This window comes from Rhodohalobacter sp. (genome assembly GCF_041686455.1).
Classification (GTDB): Bacteria; Bacteroidota; Rhodothermia; order Balneolales; family Balneolaceae; genus Rhodohalobacter.
Genome location: NZ_JAWLDW010000062.1, coordinates 1 through 15,750, shown reverse-complemented (window position 1 = coordinate 15,750; position 15,750 = coordinate 1). Strand labels below are relative to the sequence as shown.

General features: G+C 42.6%; 12 protein-coding genes. 2 read left to right on the top strand and 10 right to left on the bottom strand.

All coding sequences use genetic code 11. From position 1 onward, the window contains the following. The 9 genes from ACESM0_RS08455 to ACESM0_RS08415 all read right to left on the bottom strand — a co-directional run. The coding region (locus ACESM0_RS08455) for a metallophosphoesterase N-terminal domain-containing protein (RefSeq protein ID WP_372905525.1) at window positions 1-567 on the bottom strand (567 nt) is incomplete at its 3' end. 199 nt (window positions 568-766) lie between these two features. Beyond that, window positions 767-3,010, bottom strand: coding sequence for a TonB-dependent receptor (locus ACESM0_RS08450; protein ID WP_372905523.1), 2,244 nt, complete (start codon window positions 3,008-3,010; stop codon window positions 767-769). Between the two features lie 162 nt (window positions 3,011-3,172). After that, on the bottom strand, window positions 3,173-3,919 hold the full coding sequence (locus ACESM0_RS08445; protein ID WP_372905521.1) for a DUF5995 family protein: 747 nt from the start codon (window positions 3,917-3,919) through the stop codon (window positions 3,173-3,175). Window positions 3,920-4,221: 302 nt separating this feature from the next. After that, window positions 4,222-4,554, bottom strand: coding sequence for a hypothetical protein (locus ACESM0_RS08440; protein ID WP_372905519.1), 333 nt, complete (start codon window positions 4,552-4,554; stop codon window positions 4,222-4,224). Continuing rightward, the gene (locus ACESM0_RS08435; RefSeq protein WP_372905517.1) at window positions 4,551-4,994 is read right to left on the bottom strand and encodes a MerC domain-containing protein; all 444 of its coding nucleotides are present in this window, start codon (window positions 4,992-4,994) and stop codon (window positions 4,551-4,553) included. The genes ACESM0_RS08440 and ACESM0_RS08435 overlap by 4 nt, the downstream gene beginning before the upstream one ends. Before the next feature lie 65 nt (window positions 4,995-5,059). Further along, window positions 5,060-5,836, bottom strand: a complete 777-nt coding sequence (scpB, locus tag ACESM0_RS08430) for an SMC-Scp complex subunit ScpB (RefSeq protein ID WP_372905515.1) — start codon at window positions 5,834-5,836, stop codon at window positions 5,060-5,062. Window positions 5,837-5,919: 83 nt separating this feature from the next. Then, complete coding sequence (locus tag ACESM0_RS08425) at window positions 5,920-7,077, bottom strand: succinylglutamate desuccinylase/aspartoacylase family protein (RefSeq protein ID WP_372905513.1); 1,158 nt, start codon at window positions 7,075-7,077, stop codon at window positions 5,920-5,922. Then, the gene (locus tag ACESM0_RS08420) at window positions 7,064-8,965 is read right to left on the bottom strand and encodes a CBS domain-containing protein (protein ID WP_372905511.1); all 1,902 of its coding nucleotides are present in this window, start codon (window positions 8,963-8,965) and stop codon (window positions 7,064-7,066) included. The genes ACESM0_RS08425 and ACESM0_RS08420 overlap by 14 nt, the downstream gene beginning before the upstream one ends. A 47-nt stretch (window positions 8,966-9,012) precedes the next feature. Then, entirely contained in the window at window positions 9,013-10,935 is a 1,923-nt protein-coding gene (locus ACESM0_RS08415) for a CBS domain-containing protein (protein ID WP_372905509.1), read from the bottom strand. Window positions 10,936-11,073: 138 nt separating this feature from the next. Here ACESM0_RS08415 and ACESM0_RS08410 point away from each other — a divergent pair, with 138 nt between their 5' ends. Then, window positions 11,074-12,000: a PleD family two-component system response regulator gene (locus ACESM0_RS08410; RefSeq protein ID WP_372905507.1), complete on the top strand. Its 927-nt coding sequence runs from the start codon at window positions 11,074-11,076 to the stop codon at window positions 11,998-12,000. A gap of 13 nt (window positions 12,001-12,013) precedes the next feature. On the opposite strand, the gene ACESM0_RS08405 is transcribed toward ACESM0_RS08410, so the two are convergent. Next, window positions 12,014-14,584, bottom strand: a complete 2,571-nt coding sequence (locus ACESM0_RS08405; RefSeq protein ID WP_372905505.1) for a PAS domain S-box protein — start codon at window positions 14,582-14,584, stop codon at window positions 12,014-12,016. Window positions 14,585-14,786: 202 nt separating this feature from the next. On the opposite strand from ACESM0_RS08405, the gene ACESM0_RS08400 reads away from it, so the two are divergent. After that, on the top strand, window positions 14,787-15,608 hold the full coding sequence (locus ACESM0_RS08400; protein WP_372905503.1) for a hypothetical protein: 822 nt from the start codon (window positions 14,787-14,789) through the stop codon (window positions 15,606-15,608). The last annotated feature ends 142 nt before the right edge of the window (window positions 15,609-15,750 follow it).

The window sequence follows — 15,750 nt, the reverse complement described above, 5'->3', positions numbered from 1 at the left end:
CAGCCCTGCGTCTACAACATCAGATATTACACCATCGCGAAGCCAGCTCACCTGTTCATTGGAGTAAGCCTGAGAATCACCCAGTACAGCGCAGGTAAACGAATCGCCTGCTGTATTTTCACGTGTGAGCGGAAAATTAACCGCTGCCGGTGCCGGACCGGTATCGGGCAGTCCGCCAAACCTCATATCATATCCTGTACCTCCCTCTTTGTGGATGTAAAAAAACTGTGGCACCATCCGCTCGTCGGTTGGAACCCGCCAACCGGAAGGCTGTACGATTGTCAGGTTCATATCATCTCTGACGTTGATTTCATATCTCCCTTCATCGTCAGTTGTCGCCCAATCTACTCCGTTTGAGACCAGTACTCCTTCAACTCCCTTTTCACCTTGATCCAACAACCCGTTTTTATTGGTATCGTTAAAGACATAACCGGTTACGGCATCTTCACCCGTGCCCTGAGCGATGATTTCCGGAGCGGCAGTCCACTGCTGAGAAAAGGCCGGATTCGTAAATAATAAAAGCTGGAAAAACAGAGATGAGATGATTACTCGGATGACAGTTTTCATATTAGAGCAGGATTGAATTTTAAGTTATATATGAAAATTAACGATCTCAATTTTACCATACAGTTATGGTTTCGTAGTCGATGTTGATCGTACTGCTGTCATTCAAAATCAATCAATAATATAATTTTTTGATATCAATCACTTTTAGAAACCCTTCAAGGGTTTGGAACCCTTGGAGGGTTGGATATAAATAACTATATCAAAACTCCCACCGCAGTATCACATTCAGATTTCGGCCCGGCATGGGAGCGTCACGGTTTTCTACCCTGCTCAGATGATCGCGGTAGCGTTCGTTGAGGAGGTTATCAAGCCGTAAGCTGAGGGTTAACCCTTGCCCGAATCTATAGCCGGTATCTGCGCCAATTAGAAGATATCCATCCGTGGGTTCTTCATTCGGAGCGACCTTCTTCTGCTTATTCACAACTCTGACACGCGGACCGGCATAAAACGACCCATTATCGTACTTCACCTCAATACTTGTTCGGAACGGTGGAATAAACGTGAGGTTGTCCCGGTCTCCCGATCGCTCCCGTCCTCTTACATAGTCAAACCCAAGACCTGCAATCCATTCATCTGACAGAAGGAGATCAGAAGTGAACTCAAAACCATACATCAGCGCATCTTTGGATCGGTACTCAAAAACTGGCAGCCCGGAAGGTTGGTGCGTCTCTCCTGTCGGCGAAAAGTCCACAAAATGATCAATTTTGTTGGCAAAGAGTGAAAGCTGACCGGATACCCGGTTTGAACGGAATTCAACAAAAGAATCCGCCCCTAAACTGAATTCATTCTTCAGAGATGCATCTCCAATATCAAATGAACCGGCCGCGGCATGAGGCGCAAAAGAATATAGTTCTTCAATGGTTGGCGAGCGGTAAGCTCTTGCAAATTGCAGTCCGGCAGTCCAATTGGATGACGGAGAATAATTCAGCCCAAGTGCACCTGATGCGATCAGGTCTGATCGGTCTTCAAAATCAGCTGCATTGGTAAAAAGTTCGTTGGTTGTCACAAACGTCTCTTTAAACTCCAGACGAGTACCGGCTTTCAAAGTCAGAGCATTGGTAAGACTCAGCTCTTCATAGAGATACCCTGCAACAAAATAGCCGTTGGCATTGGGAGTAAGGGCATCCCCTCCGCCCACTTCAATTTCTGAGTAGTTAAAACTCAGGCCAACTGCTCCCTCCAGTTTTCCAACCGGCCGGTGCCTCAACACCAGCGAACTGCTTAACGATTGCTGTGCAAATGAGATCCCAATATTCTCCGTGATCTCCTCGTCTTGTCTCCCTATTTCAAATTCATCATGTTTGTAATCGCTGATATGCAGGCGCAGCTCGGCATGATCTATAAACCGGTCCATCCTTACCGTTGAAATACTTTGAATGTTCGTGCGGTTCATGCGAATTTCAATCGATTCATTCGGATCATCAATCGCTTCCGGTAAGCCATATGTGTAGTCCATACCCGAAATGGAAAGACCTGTTTCAAAGTCACCGATTCGGTAGCCAACGCCACCGCCAAAACTGATATTCTGAATTGCAGTATCCGGAAGTCTGCCATCGGGTGTACTGAGGTCGCCACCATCCCGGTAAATCATTCGGCCTGTTACAGCAAAACGATCCGTACCGTATTGTGTGCGAAGAAGACCGGCCCCCATTTTGTTCACCGTTGAAACATGACTGGCCATTGATGATGACGTTCCTTTTTCCCATTCTCGCGGCATATCGTTACTAAACATATTCACCACTCCCCCGATTGCACTTGAACCGTAGAGCAAGCTGGCCGGTCCCCGAATCACCTCCACCCGATCCATCGCCAGCGGATCAAGAGCCACGGCGTGATCGACCGCCGTTCCAGACAGATCTCCCATTCGCTCTCCATTCTGCATTACCAATACCCGATCGCCGTCAAATCCCCGAATAACCGGACGTGCAGGCGCAGAGCCAAATGATCGAGTTGTCACTCCCGGAGTTCCGTCCAGAATTTCACCGAGGCTGGGAGCAGCTTTTTGCTGAAGCATCTCCGCATTCAACGATTGTGCCGGTTGATATTGAATATTTCTGCCAATTGGAGAGCTGGTTACAATTACATCAACGCCCTGTATCCTATCCTTTTCCAGCTCAATTAAAAGGGAGTTTTCTTCAGGAAAATCAATCTTTAGTGTTACTGTTTTAAAACCAACTGAAGATATGATTAGGGTATAAACACCCTCCTCCAAATCCGTAAATTCAAATTCTCCATTTCTATCCGCCGAAATTCCCAAATCATCCTCCGCCAAAATTACAGTGGCACCGGGGATTGGCTCTGAAGTAGACTCTTCCACAATTTTCCCAGACAAATCTGAATCTACAGGGTTTGCTTCCGATATTTCCATCCCTGATAAAAGAATGACTGTGACAATAAAAATCATCACAGAGACCGTAAAATTCATCTTATGGTTGCTGCTCATAACTATGTGTTAGTTTGAATAACTTATTTTTTAGTCAAGACTAAATTTATAGTTATCCGAATCAATTTACAACATAGAAATAAAACCATACCATTTAGATTGGGAGTAGAAGTGATGATAAGTCAACAATGATTTATCGGACTATAAAAAAAGCCCTACCCATCAGATCATACGAACCAGATTGGTTTGCAGCGACCGGAATTCTCCCCATCGAATGATCTTGATGATAATGGAAACAAACGGCCCGGTTTGAGTAAGGCGTTTTGCCAGGTCAGCGATTTTAGCATCCCTTTTTTGGATGGCGAGTTCTTTATCCTCTGCTGTTAGATATTTATGTGCAAATTCCCAAGCACCATCCCGAGCAACAACAATGCTGAAATTGACCAACATCTCATCAGCTCCATGAGCTAAACGAATCATCGGACCAAAGAATAGAGAGATCCCGCTTATATTCGAGGTGACATCGTCCACAAGTGAGGCAAGAATGGCGTTGATCCGGTTGTAATCATTGTAAATGATTTCCAGGTTTTCACCCTCCATCGTCTGTGCAGCTGCAATTCCAAGATCCAGATTGATGTGGGCATTAATACCAAGAAGCAGATGCTGCATTATGATAAATCGATTTGATTCAGCCGCTTCAAATGCCCGGTTCCAGCTTTGAGTTAACTCTTCTCCTGAATCGTTATAGTATGCATCAAACGCATCAAAAAAACGCTGAGCGAAAATGGTGTCTAGTTTTTCCATTCTCTCGTTGTCATCAAAATTACCGGCCTCAATCTCCTCTTTGATGCAAATCGTTACAAGCCGATACAGCACAGCAAAATAACCGACACGGAGATTTTGCCGGCTGCACTGTTCAACAATTGCATCCATTTTATGAATTACGTCATCAATAGAGTACATGCTCATAATTTTTAGATGAATTATTTGCCGATGTTTTTAATGACTTTCCTACTTTATTTTCATACATCGCGTATAAAGCAGATCAGTTACTGCTTCGGAGAATAACCGGGACTCAGAAATATGTATCTTCTTAAATAGCACATCCCACCAGATCCAATTTATTTACCCGATGTTCTCAAAAAGTCTGCAATAATCCTTTGGATTTTTTGACGGCCTTCATAATTACGTTTAAATAATTATGCCTTTCAAGTGTGTCACCATGCTGAATCCGCTAAACTCTCTTATCAAATGGCCCTGAGCATAAGTTATTAGGATTGGCTCTCTACACAGACCGAACACTCTACCCAATCCTCGCTTGGGATTTCACGAATGGCTTTCGGACTGCTTCCTCTCTCAAAAACAGGTTTAAACAAAATTTCTCCCTCATGTTTAGAGGTGCCGCAGGTATGACAATTCACTTCGTGATCAGCTTTAACCGGCGTGTACCCGCTAATCACCCACCCGTCGTGATTTTGATGTGTTGCTAAGCTTTCCAATGCGGCACGAACAGTCTGTGACTTATTCCCGCCATAATACTTATCAGCAAGTTTACTCAGCAGTTCAACGGTAGAGTTATCCAGAGTAAAATTGAGTCTTTTCATGATGAATGTATTTTACTTTCTTCCTCTGCAACAGGATGGTGTTTATGTGATGCCACCTTACAGGTTCGGTGATGCTTATAGTTTTTCCAGTGCCCAAAAATCAAAAGAACACTTCCCATAATTGTAGCGGTTACTTCAAACCAATAACCAATCCAGAAGTGACCCAGCAACCACCCTAAAGTTATCAGCAAAAAACCGGCCCCTAGAAGGCGAACAATTTTTGAGTCGTAATGACTTCTGCGTGATGCGTAATAAATAGTTGGTGCTATCAGAAATATAAAAACGGGATGGGCCCAGTCGTGCAATACAGCTGAAAGTGAGGTGAGCGGTAAAATGGCAACCAATACCGGTAAAAACAGGCAGTGAATGGCACAGATTACTGAGACGCTTATTCCAAAACGATCCCAGAGAATAGAACTTGTTATACTTTTATCAGACAAGAAAACATGGTTTTAAATCCTTGATTTTTAGTGTGTACAAAAATACACACTTTTTATGTACAAAATCAATCACCCCGCGTAGCGTCATCTCCTTCATCATCTTCAGCCTCAGAATCGTTCTCCTGATTCTTTGTTGCTGGCAAACCCTCTTCATCCGATTCAGCCTCATCACTGAATTTATCCATGAACTCTTCCAGAATGTCATCCGCCACATCCTTTTCATCAATTTCCATCTGCCGTTCCATCAACAGGCGCCGGTGTTCAGCCATGTCATCATCTTTCAGGATCTCATCGATCTCGCGCGGTTTTGGCAGTTCCGTAACTGAATTTATCCCGAAGTGCTTCAAAAAGTAGTCTGTAGTTTTGTAGAGTAACGGTTTCCCGGGAGAATCGGCACGACCGGAAACTTTAACCAGCATTTTTTCAAGGAGTTGTCGCAAAATGTAACCCGAATCCACACCGCGAATCTGATCTACTTCGGGTTTGGTAACCGGTTGCCGATAGGCTACAATCGCTAACGTTTCAATAGCCGACTGAGAGAGTTTACGATACGCATTTTCGTGCTGAAAAATACTGAGCCAGGGGTGGAATCGAGGCTGGGTTACAAAAGTATACCCTCCACCGGTTTTTTCGATTCGAAAACTGAGGTCATTTTCCTCATATCGTTTGTTGAGCTGATCCACAATTCTCTGAATAACAGTTTCATCCGGCACTATCTCTTCCTCGTTTTCCTGAATAATCGAAGAGAGTTTATCCCATGCGATTGGTTCAGGACTGGCAAAAATCAGCGCTTCAATTACGGACATTAACCGGGTACCATCAACAAAGCGGTAGTCTAGCATAGATTCAGATATTTACTTTTGAATAGAGGATTCTGGGTAATTAAAAGTTGGGTAAAGATAGAGCGGATACGGTAAAAGTAAAACTAGCGCTTATAGCAGATCAGGGTGTTCTCATCTTTTTCAATGACCCGGTAACCCAAAAGGTGGAAAATATCTTTCACCAGAAAACGGGCAACGCGCATATCTACCAAATATGCATTGGGAGAATCCTTTGTCACACCCGGTAACCAATGCAGAAATTTATGAAAGAAACTTGTACGCATTAATGCGGATAGTTTCAGCCACAAGGGCGCCACTTCGTTGATAATTAAAAAGCCGTCATTTCCGATTTTTTGGTAAAGAGGCATAAAAATCCTTCCGGAAACGGGAGCTTCAATACGTTCACCATTTTCATAGGCCAAAAACTCCCCTTTCTCCACTTGGTCAAAATTATGATACCCCTCACGCATATCAAACTTTTCAGGATCATCTACCATTTTGTGGTACGTAACTTCATAGTAGCTGTCGGGCACCTGGGGATGTACGTCCATCTCTTTCTCGTACTCTTTCACCTCCTCAGGTTTCAGTGTTACCACACCAAGCCAATGCATAGCAAGATGCAAAAAAGCCTGGCTGCGCGTGATAGAATCGATATTTGTATGAGCACCGGCTTCAAATCCAATCGACATGTGGCCGATATTGTTGATATAACTCAAAAGGGTTCCCCGAATATTCTCTTCAAAACCCAGAATTTGCGGTACCGGAAACTTCCGTGCCAGCCGGCGATTGTCAAGTCTATCGTTAATCAGGATAAAAGCACAGCTCTCAGATGACGTAGTATGCAAATCTATAAATATAAAATCCGATGCTGTACCACGGTGTTTATCTAGAACCCACTCAACGGAGTTTTTAATTTCCAGGCTCTCTTTAAATTCCACTGTATGATTTGCGTTGCCGATCGGTGAAAAATGGCTTCGGTCGAATCCTGTTTCCCAAATCCGGTTAAGATCTGTATCCACAAAGCGCACACCCAATTCCAGGGCACGCATATTTCCGGTAATTACATAAAACGTACCATTTAATTTTTCACCGGATTCCAATAATTCAGAAGCAACCGCATCCGTAGCATGAACACCTGCTGTTTCATTTCCATGTATGCCGGCAAAAACTACGACTACAGGGCCGCTTTCGTCGCCTGTCACCTTCCAGCGAATACGATCGGTATCCTGAATAATAACTTCCTGTAGTTCACTGTTTTGCATTCGAATTTTTTTTGATTTTAGTCCAGATCGTTTGTGTGTCTTTGTCCGTTAAAATACCGATTAATTTCCCCTGTTCAATAACCGGAAGACAACTAATACCTTCATCCATCATCAGAAGCATGGCATATTTTATATCATCATTAGGTTTGATGGTTGTTGGATTCCGATCCATTACATCTGCCGCAGTCAACTCTCGTGAATTACCAACCCGCTTAAGGTAACGATCTAACCGACTCTTTGTAATAATGCCTTTCAGCTGTCCGTTTTTATCTTCAACAGGCATATGTCTGATTTCTCTCCACTCCATAATTTTTAGGACCAGATCAGCGATGTATTCCCCCGATACCGTAATCAGGTCGGTCGACATCACATTACTGACCACATCATACTGAATTTTAACGGTTTCAATCTCTTTGAGTGATACCAGCTCCCATTCGTCAACTGTAGTACCAGACCGTCTCCGTTTATCCAGTATTGCAGTTAACGCAACGGACGCTTCTTCACGACCAAGTTTATCTTTGAGCCGCCTGTAACTCCCAACCATCCATCGTGCACCCGTCGCTTTTTTTTCAGTCCTTTTTTGAATGATACCGAGGTAATACTCAATATCCTTTTCATCAATATTCATCATTTCAAGCCCTTTACGAGACATCGGCAAAAGTACGTCTAGTATCAGGCGCATGGCAGATACTAATTGCCCTTCCCAAACCATTCCGCTTTGAATACCCCACATTGCGGCCTTGTAAAAATTCTCCTTGGCATCATCAAAATCGAGAGCATCCCAATTGCCCGCATATGATTCCGGCATATTGGACATCAACCCCGACCAGAATGCAAGATTCGCAATTTCATCTGCCGTTGTGGGGCCGGATGGCAAGTAGCGATTTTCGATCCTCAAATGAGGCTTCCCGTTCGATAAACCGTAGCACGGCCGGTTCCATTTGTAAATTGTACCGTTATGTAGTTGAAGTGCCTCAAGTTTTGGAATTTCACCCTGCTCAAGCAGATTAAGAGAGTCCCGTTCAATCTCCATATAAAATAGAAGAGTATGGCGTGCAATATCATTTTTGAATACATCTCCTATTCCTTTTATCCAACGATTTCCAAACGTAACCCGCTGCTCTCGTTGCCGCAGATGATATCCTTTGCCCCGCGTATCAATACTTTGCTGAAACAGGGCTATACGAGTTTCCGCCCAAAGCTGGTTTCCAAGTAAAAGCGGCGAATTTGCGGCTACCGATAACACAGGACCGGCAAGCATCTGTGCCCAGTTATAAAAATCGGCAAACTGTTCAGGCTGTACCTGGTAATGACACTGAAAGCTGGTATTACACGCCTCAAAAAGTATATTCTGATGAGAAATCAGAAGCTCATCAACCCCGGTAATGTTTAACTCAAAATCCTCGCCTCTTAACTCAAGGATGATCCTTGCAAGCTCTTCGTAGCGTTTTCGCGGTGTCATATATTTTTTCTGCACCGCACGATAATCGATGCTTGGCAGTATCCCGGCAAGAATAACGCTTTCGTCCAATGATTGAGCTGCTTCGGAAGCCTTCCCTAGCAGATTATCAAGCTGGGTATGCATGGCTGACAGGCTGTCTTTTGTTAAAGGTCGAGGGTCAAGATTAATCTCGAGATTATATCTGGCAAGCTCGGGTGTGAAATGGATGTCATTAATTTTTTGCAGTACATGCAGTGCATTCAGCGATGGCTTAAAATGTCTGTCAACAAGACAAAACTCCTGTTCAGCCCCAATTCGGGTGATTCCTGATTCAAAGAGTCCACGTTCCATAATTTGTTCAATGGCTTCAACATCGTGCATCAAATGCTTCAAAAATTTTCTTTTTGAGAGCGGGTCTTTAGCGATGGAGATTTTATTCGTTCCCATATTGGTCTCGTATTGGTCAGTTCCAAGGATGGAGTTTGGTGAAAATTTTACCTTTCTGCATCACTGTGTAAACGTCTTAACAATCGTTTTGTGATTGTCATATAATTCTGTTCAGTTATAATCCCAACAAGCCTGTTATTTTTAACAACGGGCAGGCAGCCGATTTTCTGGGAATCCATAATATCCACCGCTTCAAGAATAGAAGCCTCTGGGTGAATCGTAATCGGATTTTTAATCATGATATCATCCACAGATGTACTTTCTTCTGCTTCGCCATGAATCATATTATTATACTCTCGAAATATCTTTCGCATGGTGATCAAGCCCACCAGGTGTTTGCTGTCGTCTTCAACGGGAACGTATCGGATTCGACGCCAATCAATCAAGTTTGCTACCAGTTCCGGGATATCATCCTTCTGAACCGTAAACAGATCAGTGGTCATGAACTCTTCAACCAGAAGTGTATGTGGCTGCCAGTTCTCCATATCGTCCACTTTGGCCAGCCCCCATTTGTGAATCGGTTCACCTTTTTTCTGATTTTTTACCATGGCGTTGGTCACAGCCGTTAACGCCTGTTCGCGAGACACTTTTTTAGAAAGTTCGTTGTATGATTTTACCATCCAGAAACTTCCAGTTTGCCCCGAATCCGTACGGTCTTCAATGATATCCAAATAGCTTGAAATGTCACCGTGATCCACCCCGGCCTTTTCCAATCCCTCTCTGGCTATCGGTAAAAACTCTTCTGTTATGAGTTCTACAGCAGAGTAGCGTTTATCATTCACCCAGCGAAATTTTGTATCCAATCCCAGCTTGGAAGCAGCAAAAAAGTTCATCCTTACATCATCAAAGTCGAGTTTTTCATGGATATTTGGATAGTGACTGCTCATTCCCTTTAACAGGCCAAGCCAAAACGCGGCATTTGCAATTTCGTCCGTTACTGTAGGGCCGGAGGGAAAAACCCTGTTTTCAATGCGAAGATGTGGCTTGCCGTTGCTAATTCCGTAACACGGCCTGTTCCACCGATAAACGGTACCGTTATGAATTTGAAGTGCACGCAATGCAGGTGCCTTCCTCTGCTCCAGCATTTCCTCAACATTTTCGTCCACATTCGCACTAAGTATAACCCGGTAACGGGCTATATCTTCCCGATAAATTTCTAAGATGCTCTCTTTAATCCAGTCGTTTCCAAACGTCACTCTCGGACTCGAGTCGCGCAGGTGATCTCCCACTTTTCGGGTATCCACTGACTGGTGAAAAAGAGCAATTCTGGTTTCGCTCCACAACCGTTTGCCAAACAGAAGCGGAGAGTTTACTGCAGCGGCAAGAACCGGGCCTGCAATGGCCTGAGCCATATTGTATTTCTCCACAAACTCATCCGGGCTCACCTGAAGATGTACCTGAAATCCGGTGTTTGAAGCTTCCAGCAGTGGCGTATTAAATCGCATTAAAAGCTCATCAGCGCCCTGAATTCGCAGGTCATACTCTTCACCCCGAAGCTTATTGATCGCATCACACAGTGCATGATAACGCTGAAGAGGTGTTAGATTTTTGATGTCCAGATCCGATTTACGAATTGTTGGCAGAACACCGGCCAGCGCAAGGTCGCCGTCAAACTCCTGAATGACTTCCCTAATGCGATCCAGTTTTTTAAGTATTTCAGTTTCCAGGTTACTTAAACATTTCCTTTCAAAAAGCTGCGGCGTCAGATTAGCCTCAAGATTAAAGCGGGCAAGTTCAGTAGTAAATCCATTTTCGCCAAGCTTTTCCATCAGCTCCATTGCAATGGGATAAGGCTTCGCATGTTTATCGATCAGGCAGACTTCCTGTTCAGCACCAATCCGGACGTTATCAATTTCAAACCACCCTTCATTCAGCATCTTTTCCATTGCCCGAACGTCCCGCAGCAGGTACTTCAAAAACTGTTGAGACTCCTCTTTCGATTCCGGTAAATGTACTCGCTCGTCGCCCATAGATCACATATTAAGTTCAGGATGTCTCAATAATTGAATAAATGATGCTTAAAGCAAGTCTTATTTATTAAAAAAAGAAGCTGTAAGAATTGTATTTTAAATACTGTTTGAAACTACAATACCCAAATTCAGCTCCAAATGTATAACCTTCTTGTCATCGACGACGATAAAATGACGCATTTCGTTATCAAGCGTATTCTCGGTGAGCGTTTTAACCTCATTCATGTTTATGATGCACAGGAAGCAGTAAATAAACTTTCAGAAGTTACCATACACCTTATCCTTTCAGATATTCACATGCCGGGTATTGATGGTCTTGAATTTCTGGAATCGATTATGGCTGATGCCGAACATAATAACATCCCGGTTTTAATTATGACCGGTAAACCAACCGTAGAAAAAGAGAGAGGTGCTCTCAATTTAGGTGCAGCAGATTTTATCAAAAAGTCACTTTTCAAAGATGATCCTGAAGATGTGGTTGAGAGAGTGGAGCTAAAACTCACCACTACCCTAGAAGGCATTCCCGTTCCAAAAGGATTTTCAGTCAGTAAGAAAGAGTTTGTACAGAGTTTAATGGAAGAGGTTCAATCCGGAGATTTTTTTACGATATCCCGCAGACTCTGCACTCTTCTTCATAACCGGTTCGATATCAATCATATTTTCTTCTGGGTTGTGAGACAGAATGAACCCCGGCTAATTTTAACAATGGGTGTAAAAGAACTCCAGAAGTTTGGCCCGGATGATCTGGTTAATGAGAAAACGTTTAATGACTTTTCCGAGAAGCCAAAACCCTACCTGTCGAATCACGCATTTGGTAACGATATGGGAATTTTCAAAGAGGCATCCAAAGAAGCAAAGCTGCCCTCAGAAATTGGAATCCCACTTTATGATGTAACCGACCGGGAATATTTGAAGAATGATCGTAAAATACCTGAAAGTGCTGCGATATTTGGCTACCTGGTTTTGAAAAGAAATAAACTATTCACCACCAAGGAGTTCAACTTTCTGAGCAAACTGCTGATACAAAGTGGCACAATTCTATGGCGTTATTTCAAAAAAATCTAGCGCCCAGGTTAATTTAAACCCTTTGCGATACAACAGATCCTTTATGATCAGAACGCTCGAACTTAATACGGTAAGATGTACCTTCTGAACTGTCCATTTCCATCTCAGCTTCAAGCTGACCGGCAAAGGTTTTAATAAGTGTAGTTCCCAGTGTGTTAGACTCTTCACCGGACGAATCAAACCCTATCCCGTTGTCAGAAATATTTAGATGAATGCAACACTCCTCTTCGAACAGCTCTACTGAAATTTGCCCTTTCTCTTTTCCTTTGAAAGCGTGTTTGAAACCATTGATCAAAATTTCATTGACCAGCAAACCAACGGGCATCGCCTGATTTATCCCAATTGATATATCTTCCAGATCCAAATTTAATTCAATAGAAGGAGAATCCTCGGTCATAAATACATCTCTTGTACTTTCCGCCTGTTTTAGAATATTCTCTTTCAAAGAGATATCTGAAAAGTTCTCAGATTGATAGAGCTGCTCATGGATCAAAGCCATCGACTTAACCCGATTGATGCTGGAGTTTAAAACATCTGCCAGGGAATCATCCTCAACCTGATAAATCTGCAACTGTAGCAGGCCTGAAATGACGGCCAGATTATTCTTAACCCGATGATGGATTTCCGAGAGAAGGGCCTCTTTCTCCTGAAGTGATGCCAAAACCTGTTTCTCTGCTTTTTTCCTATTTGTGATATCCCTCCACACAACATGCAGAAGATCCTCTTCATTTGTATCTGTAAAAGCCGTTATCACAACTTCTACAGGCAAATTTGATCCCCCTTTCTTCTGGTGACACCACTCAAATCTAAGCGACTTTTTTTCCTTTACATCGCTCAACATTTCTCTTTGAAGATCTGCCGACAATGTTCCATCCGGCTGTGTTTTCGGAGAAATATCAACTACAGTTTTTCCAATCAACTCATTTTTTTTCTCATATCCCAAAATCTCCACAGCTGATGTATTACAGTCTATAATCACCCCTTTCTTGAAAATAAGGTTGGGCTCAGATGAACGCGTAAAAAGATCTCTATATCGTTTTTCTGATAGTTTTAGAGCTTCTTGAGTTTTTACCCTTTCAGTGATGTCCACATGAGTACCGGCCAGGCGGATCGGCTGCCCCTCTTCATCCCTTTCAGCAACTACACCCCGGTCATTGATCCAAATCCAACTCCCGTCTTTGTGCTGCATTCTGATTTGTGTTTCAAAGTATTTTTCCTCACCTGTAAAGAGTTTGAAAAGCAACTCCTTAGTTGGCTTTAAGTCGCTAGGGTGGGTTAGATTTTCCCAGGATGAAATATGTGGTTCAATTTCACTGAGACTGTATCCCAACATCTTCGCCCACCACTCATTCACGATCATCTTATCGTTAGTTAAATCCCAGTCCCAGGTACCTGCTCTTGTAGCTTCCAATGCAAGCTCTAATCTCTTCTTCGTTTCAAATAGCTCCTGCTGATAGACTGTTTCGATAGTTACATTACGAGCAACTCCTAATATTACTGTATCTTCAGGCTTATCATTTAACAGTGTAAGCTTCGTTTGGTAATACTCTGTTTCTCCCTCTGCATTTTCAAACTCCCATTCATAAACAACCGGAACGCCCTTCAATGCTTCCTGTACAGCCTTCATGTGAATTTCACCTTTTTCCTCGCCAAATATATCAAATGAATTCTTACCCAATAACTCATTTTGCACCTCATCGTCGGCCCATGTTCCATAAAGTGCTGTATGCCGACCTCTCCGATCCAGAGTAAATACGATATCATCAAAAGATTGCACCAGAGTCTTAAATTTTCCGTGGCTCTCTTTTAAGGATTTTTCCCGTTCCACTTCTTCGGTAACATCACGAACAGATCCAATAATTTTTACAATGTTTTCTTCTTCATCCTTTAAAGCATGACTTTTAGTCCTCACCCATTTTTGATTGCCTTTAAAATCTGTGAATCGAACTGTGTAATCATAATCTTTTCCCTCCTTCAGGCATCGCTCAAAGGCTTTCCTAATTCGTTCACGATCACCAGGATGATAACATTCAAAGCTTTTTTCAACATGATTTAAGTCAAATGGCTTGCTGAGTCCATGAATTTCATATAGCTGATCTGACCAATAGAACTCGTCTTTCAGTGGATCGTATTCCCACCCGCCCGTTTTTGATAGCCTTTCAATATCATTTAGAATTCTCTCTCTTCTTCTCGCTTTTGAAGTCCGCTTTTTTTCCTCAGTCACATCCTGCTTTACGGCTAAATAGTTTGTGATTTTCCCATCTTTGTCTGTAATTGGTTTAATGGTAGCCTTCTCCCAATAGAGAGTTCCGTCTTTTTTCTTGTTCAGAAGCTCGCCTTTCCAAATCTTGCCACTGATTATCGTCTTCCAAAGTTTCCTGTAGAACTCATCTGATTGATATCCGGATTTTAGTATTCTAGGATTTTTTCCCAGGGCCTCTTCAAAGGTGTACCCTGTCAGCTCGGTAAAAAACTTATTTACATACACGATCTCCCCATTAACGTCCGTGATTACAATGGACGCCGGAGTCTGCTCGAGGGCAGACAAAAATACTTCAGACCCTATCTGTAGATTTGATTTCATTAAAAACTCATGGCCCCTTAACAGTACAAACTATATTTTCACTAAAACTCTCGGAATATTTAACTTAACAAATCTCTATTAACTTTTGATAAATTTCATTTTTCTGTTTAATAGATAAATTCATCTTTCGAAATGAGAAGGAACATTTTAACAAAGGTTTCGATTTAACAGTAAAGAAACTCAAAAAGAACAAGGATTAATTATGGGAAAAATAAATTATTTATCTCTACTTTTATTGTTAGCTGTATCTTTACTGTTTTTTTCTTGTCAGGATTCCACAAACTCTCTGGATGAGCAGCCACCGCAGCTTCCTCCCGCAGAATCTATGAATATGGACTTTTCCGTATTTGATGAGGACACCAATGCCACCAGTGCTAACCTCACTGCAAATAATGAGTCTTACTCTCACTTTTTTAATGCTGCAATACGAGCAATGGCCATGAAAGGTGTTGTAAATACAAATTTGGCAATACCTAAAACGCTGTTAAAAGCTGCTGAGAATGTTGAACCTGAACTTACAGATAATGGCGAGTGGACCTGGAGCTATACATCGGGTGCGAACGACAATAATTTTGAAATTCGGCTTGTCGCAACATCGGGCAGCGATGATTTGGTTAACTGGCAAATGTACGTTACCAATTCAGCTCTGAATATTGAAAACGCACTCTTCTTTGAAGGTGAGGTAACAGAAAATGGATCTGCCGGAAACTGGACCTATTATGCACTTTTCGGTGACGAAGCCGGAAGTGAAGTCTCGCAAACCACCTGGAGTATCGAAAGTGAGGAACAAGTTGATCTGCGCCTTGAAGTTCTTACAGACAGAAACGGAAATATTGGAGACTACATAGAATACTCATTCAACTCTCCGGTGAAGCAGGCTACCTATTACAACTCAGGAGAAGATCAAACAACCGAAATTGAGTGGAATATCGAAACCATTGAAGGTTACATCATTGCACCCAACTACAACAATGGTGATCAGGCATGCTGGAATAGTAATTTTCAGGGTATTGAATGCAGCTAATTTTCTAAAGCAAATATAGTTCTACTAAAACCGCCAGTTTAATTGAGGCTGTCCAAAAAGGGCACTAATAAATAGCCTTAAACCGGGATTAAAAGCGGGTTTTATGTGATATTTTTTGACGAATATATTATATTAATTACCT

Coding starts and splice junctions, on each gene's coding strand:
- ACESM0_RS08450 (WP_372905523.1), bottom strand. CDS start 3,010: ATGAGCAGCAACCATAAGATGAATTTTACGGTCTCTGTGATGATTTTT.
- ACESM0_RS08445 (WP_372905521.1), bottom strand. CDS start 3,919: ATGAGCATGTACTCTATTGATGACGTAATTCATAAAATGGATGCAATT.
- ACESM0_RS08440 (WP_372905519.1), bottom strand. CDS start 4,554: ATGAAAAGACTCAATTTTACTCTGGATAACTCTACCGTTGAACTGCTG.
- scpB (WP_372905515.1), bottom strand. CDS start 5,836: ATGCTAGACTACCGCTTTGTTGATGGTACCCGGTTAATGTCCGTAATT.
- ACESM0_RS08425 (WP_372905513.1), bottom strand. CDS start 7,077: ATGCAAAACAGTGAACTACAGGAAGTTATTATTCAGGATACCGATCGT.
- ACESM0_RS08420 (WP_372905511.1), bottom strand. CDS start 8,965: ATGGGAACGAATAAAATCTCCATCGCTAAAGACCCGCTCTCAAAAAGA.
- ACESM0_RS08415 (WP_372905509.1), bottom strand. CDS start 10,935: ATGGGCGACGAGCGAGTACATTTACCGGAATCGAAAGAGGAGTCTCAA.
- ACESM0_RS08410 (WP_372905507.1), top strand. CDS start 11,074: ATGTATAACCTTCTTGTCATCGACGACGATAAAATGACGCATTTCGTT.
- ACESM0_RS08405 (WP_372905505.1), bottom strand. CDS start 14,584: ATGAAATCAAATCTACAGATAGGGTCTGAAGTATTTTTGTCTGCCCTC.
- ACESM0_RS08400 (WP_372905503.1), top strand. CDS start 14,787: ATGGGAAAAATAAATTATTTATCTCTACTTTTATTGTTAGCTGTATCT.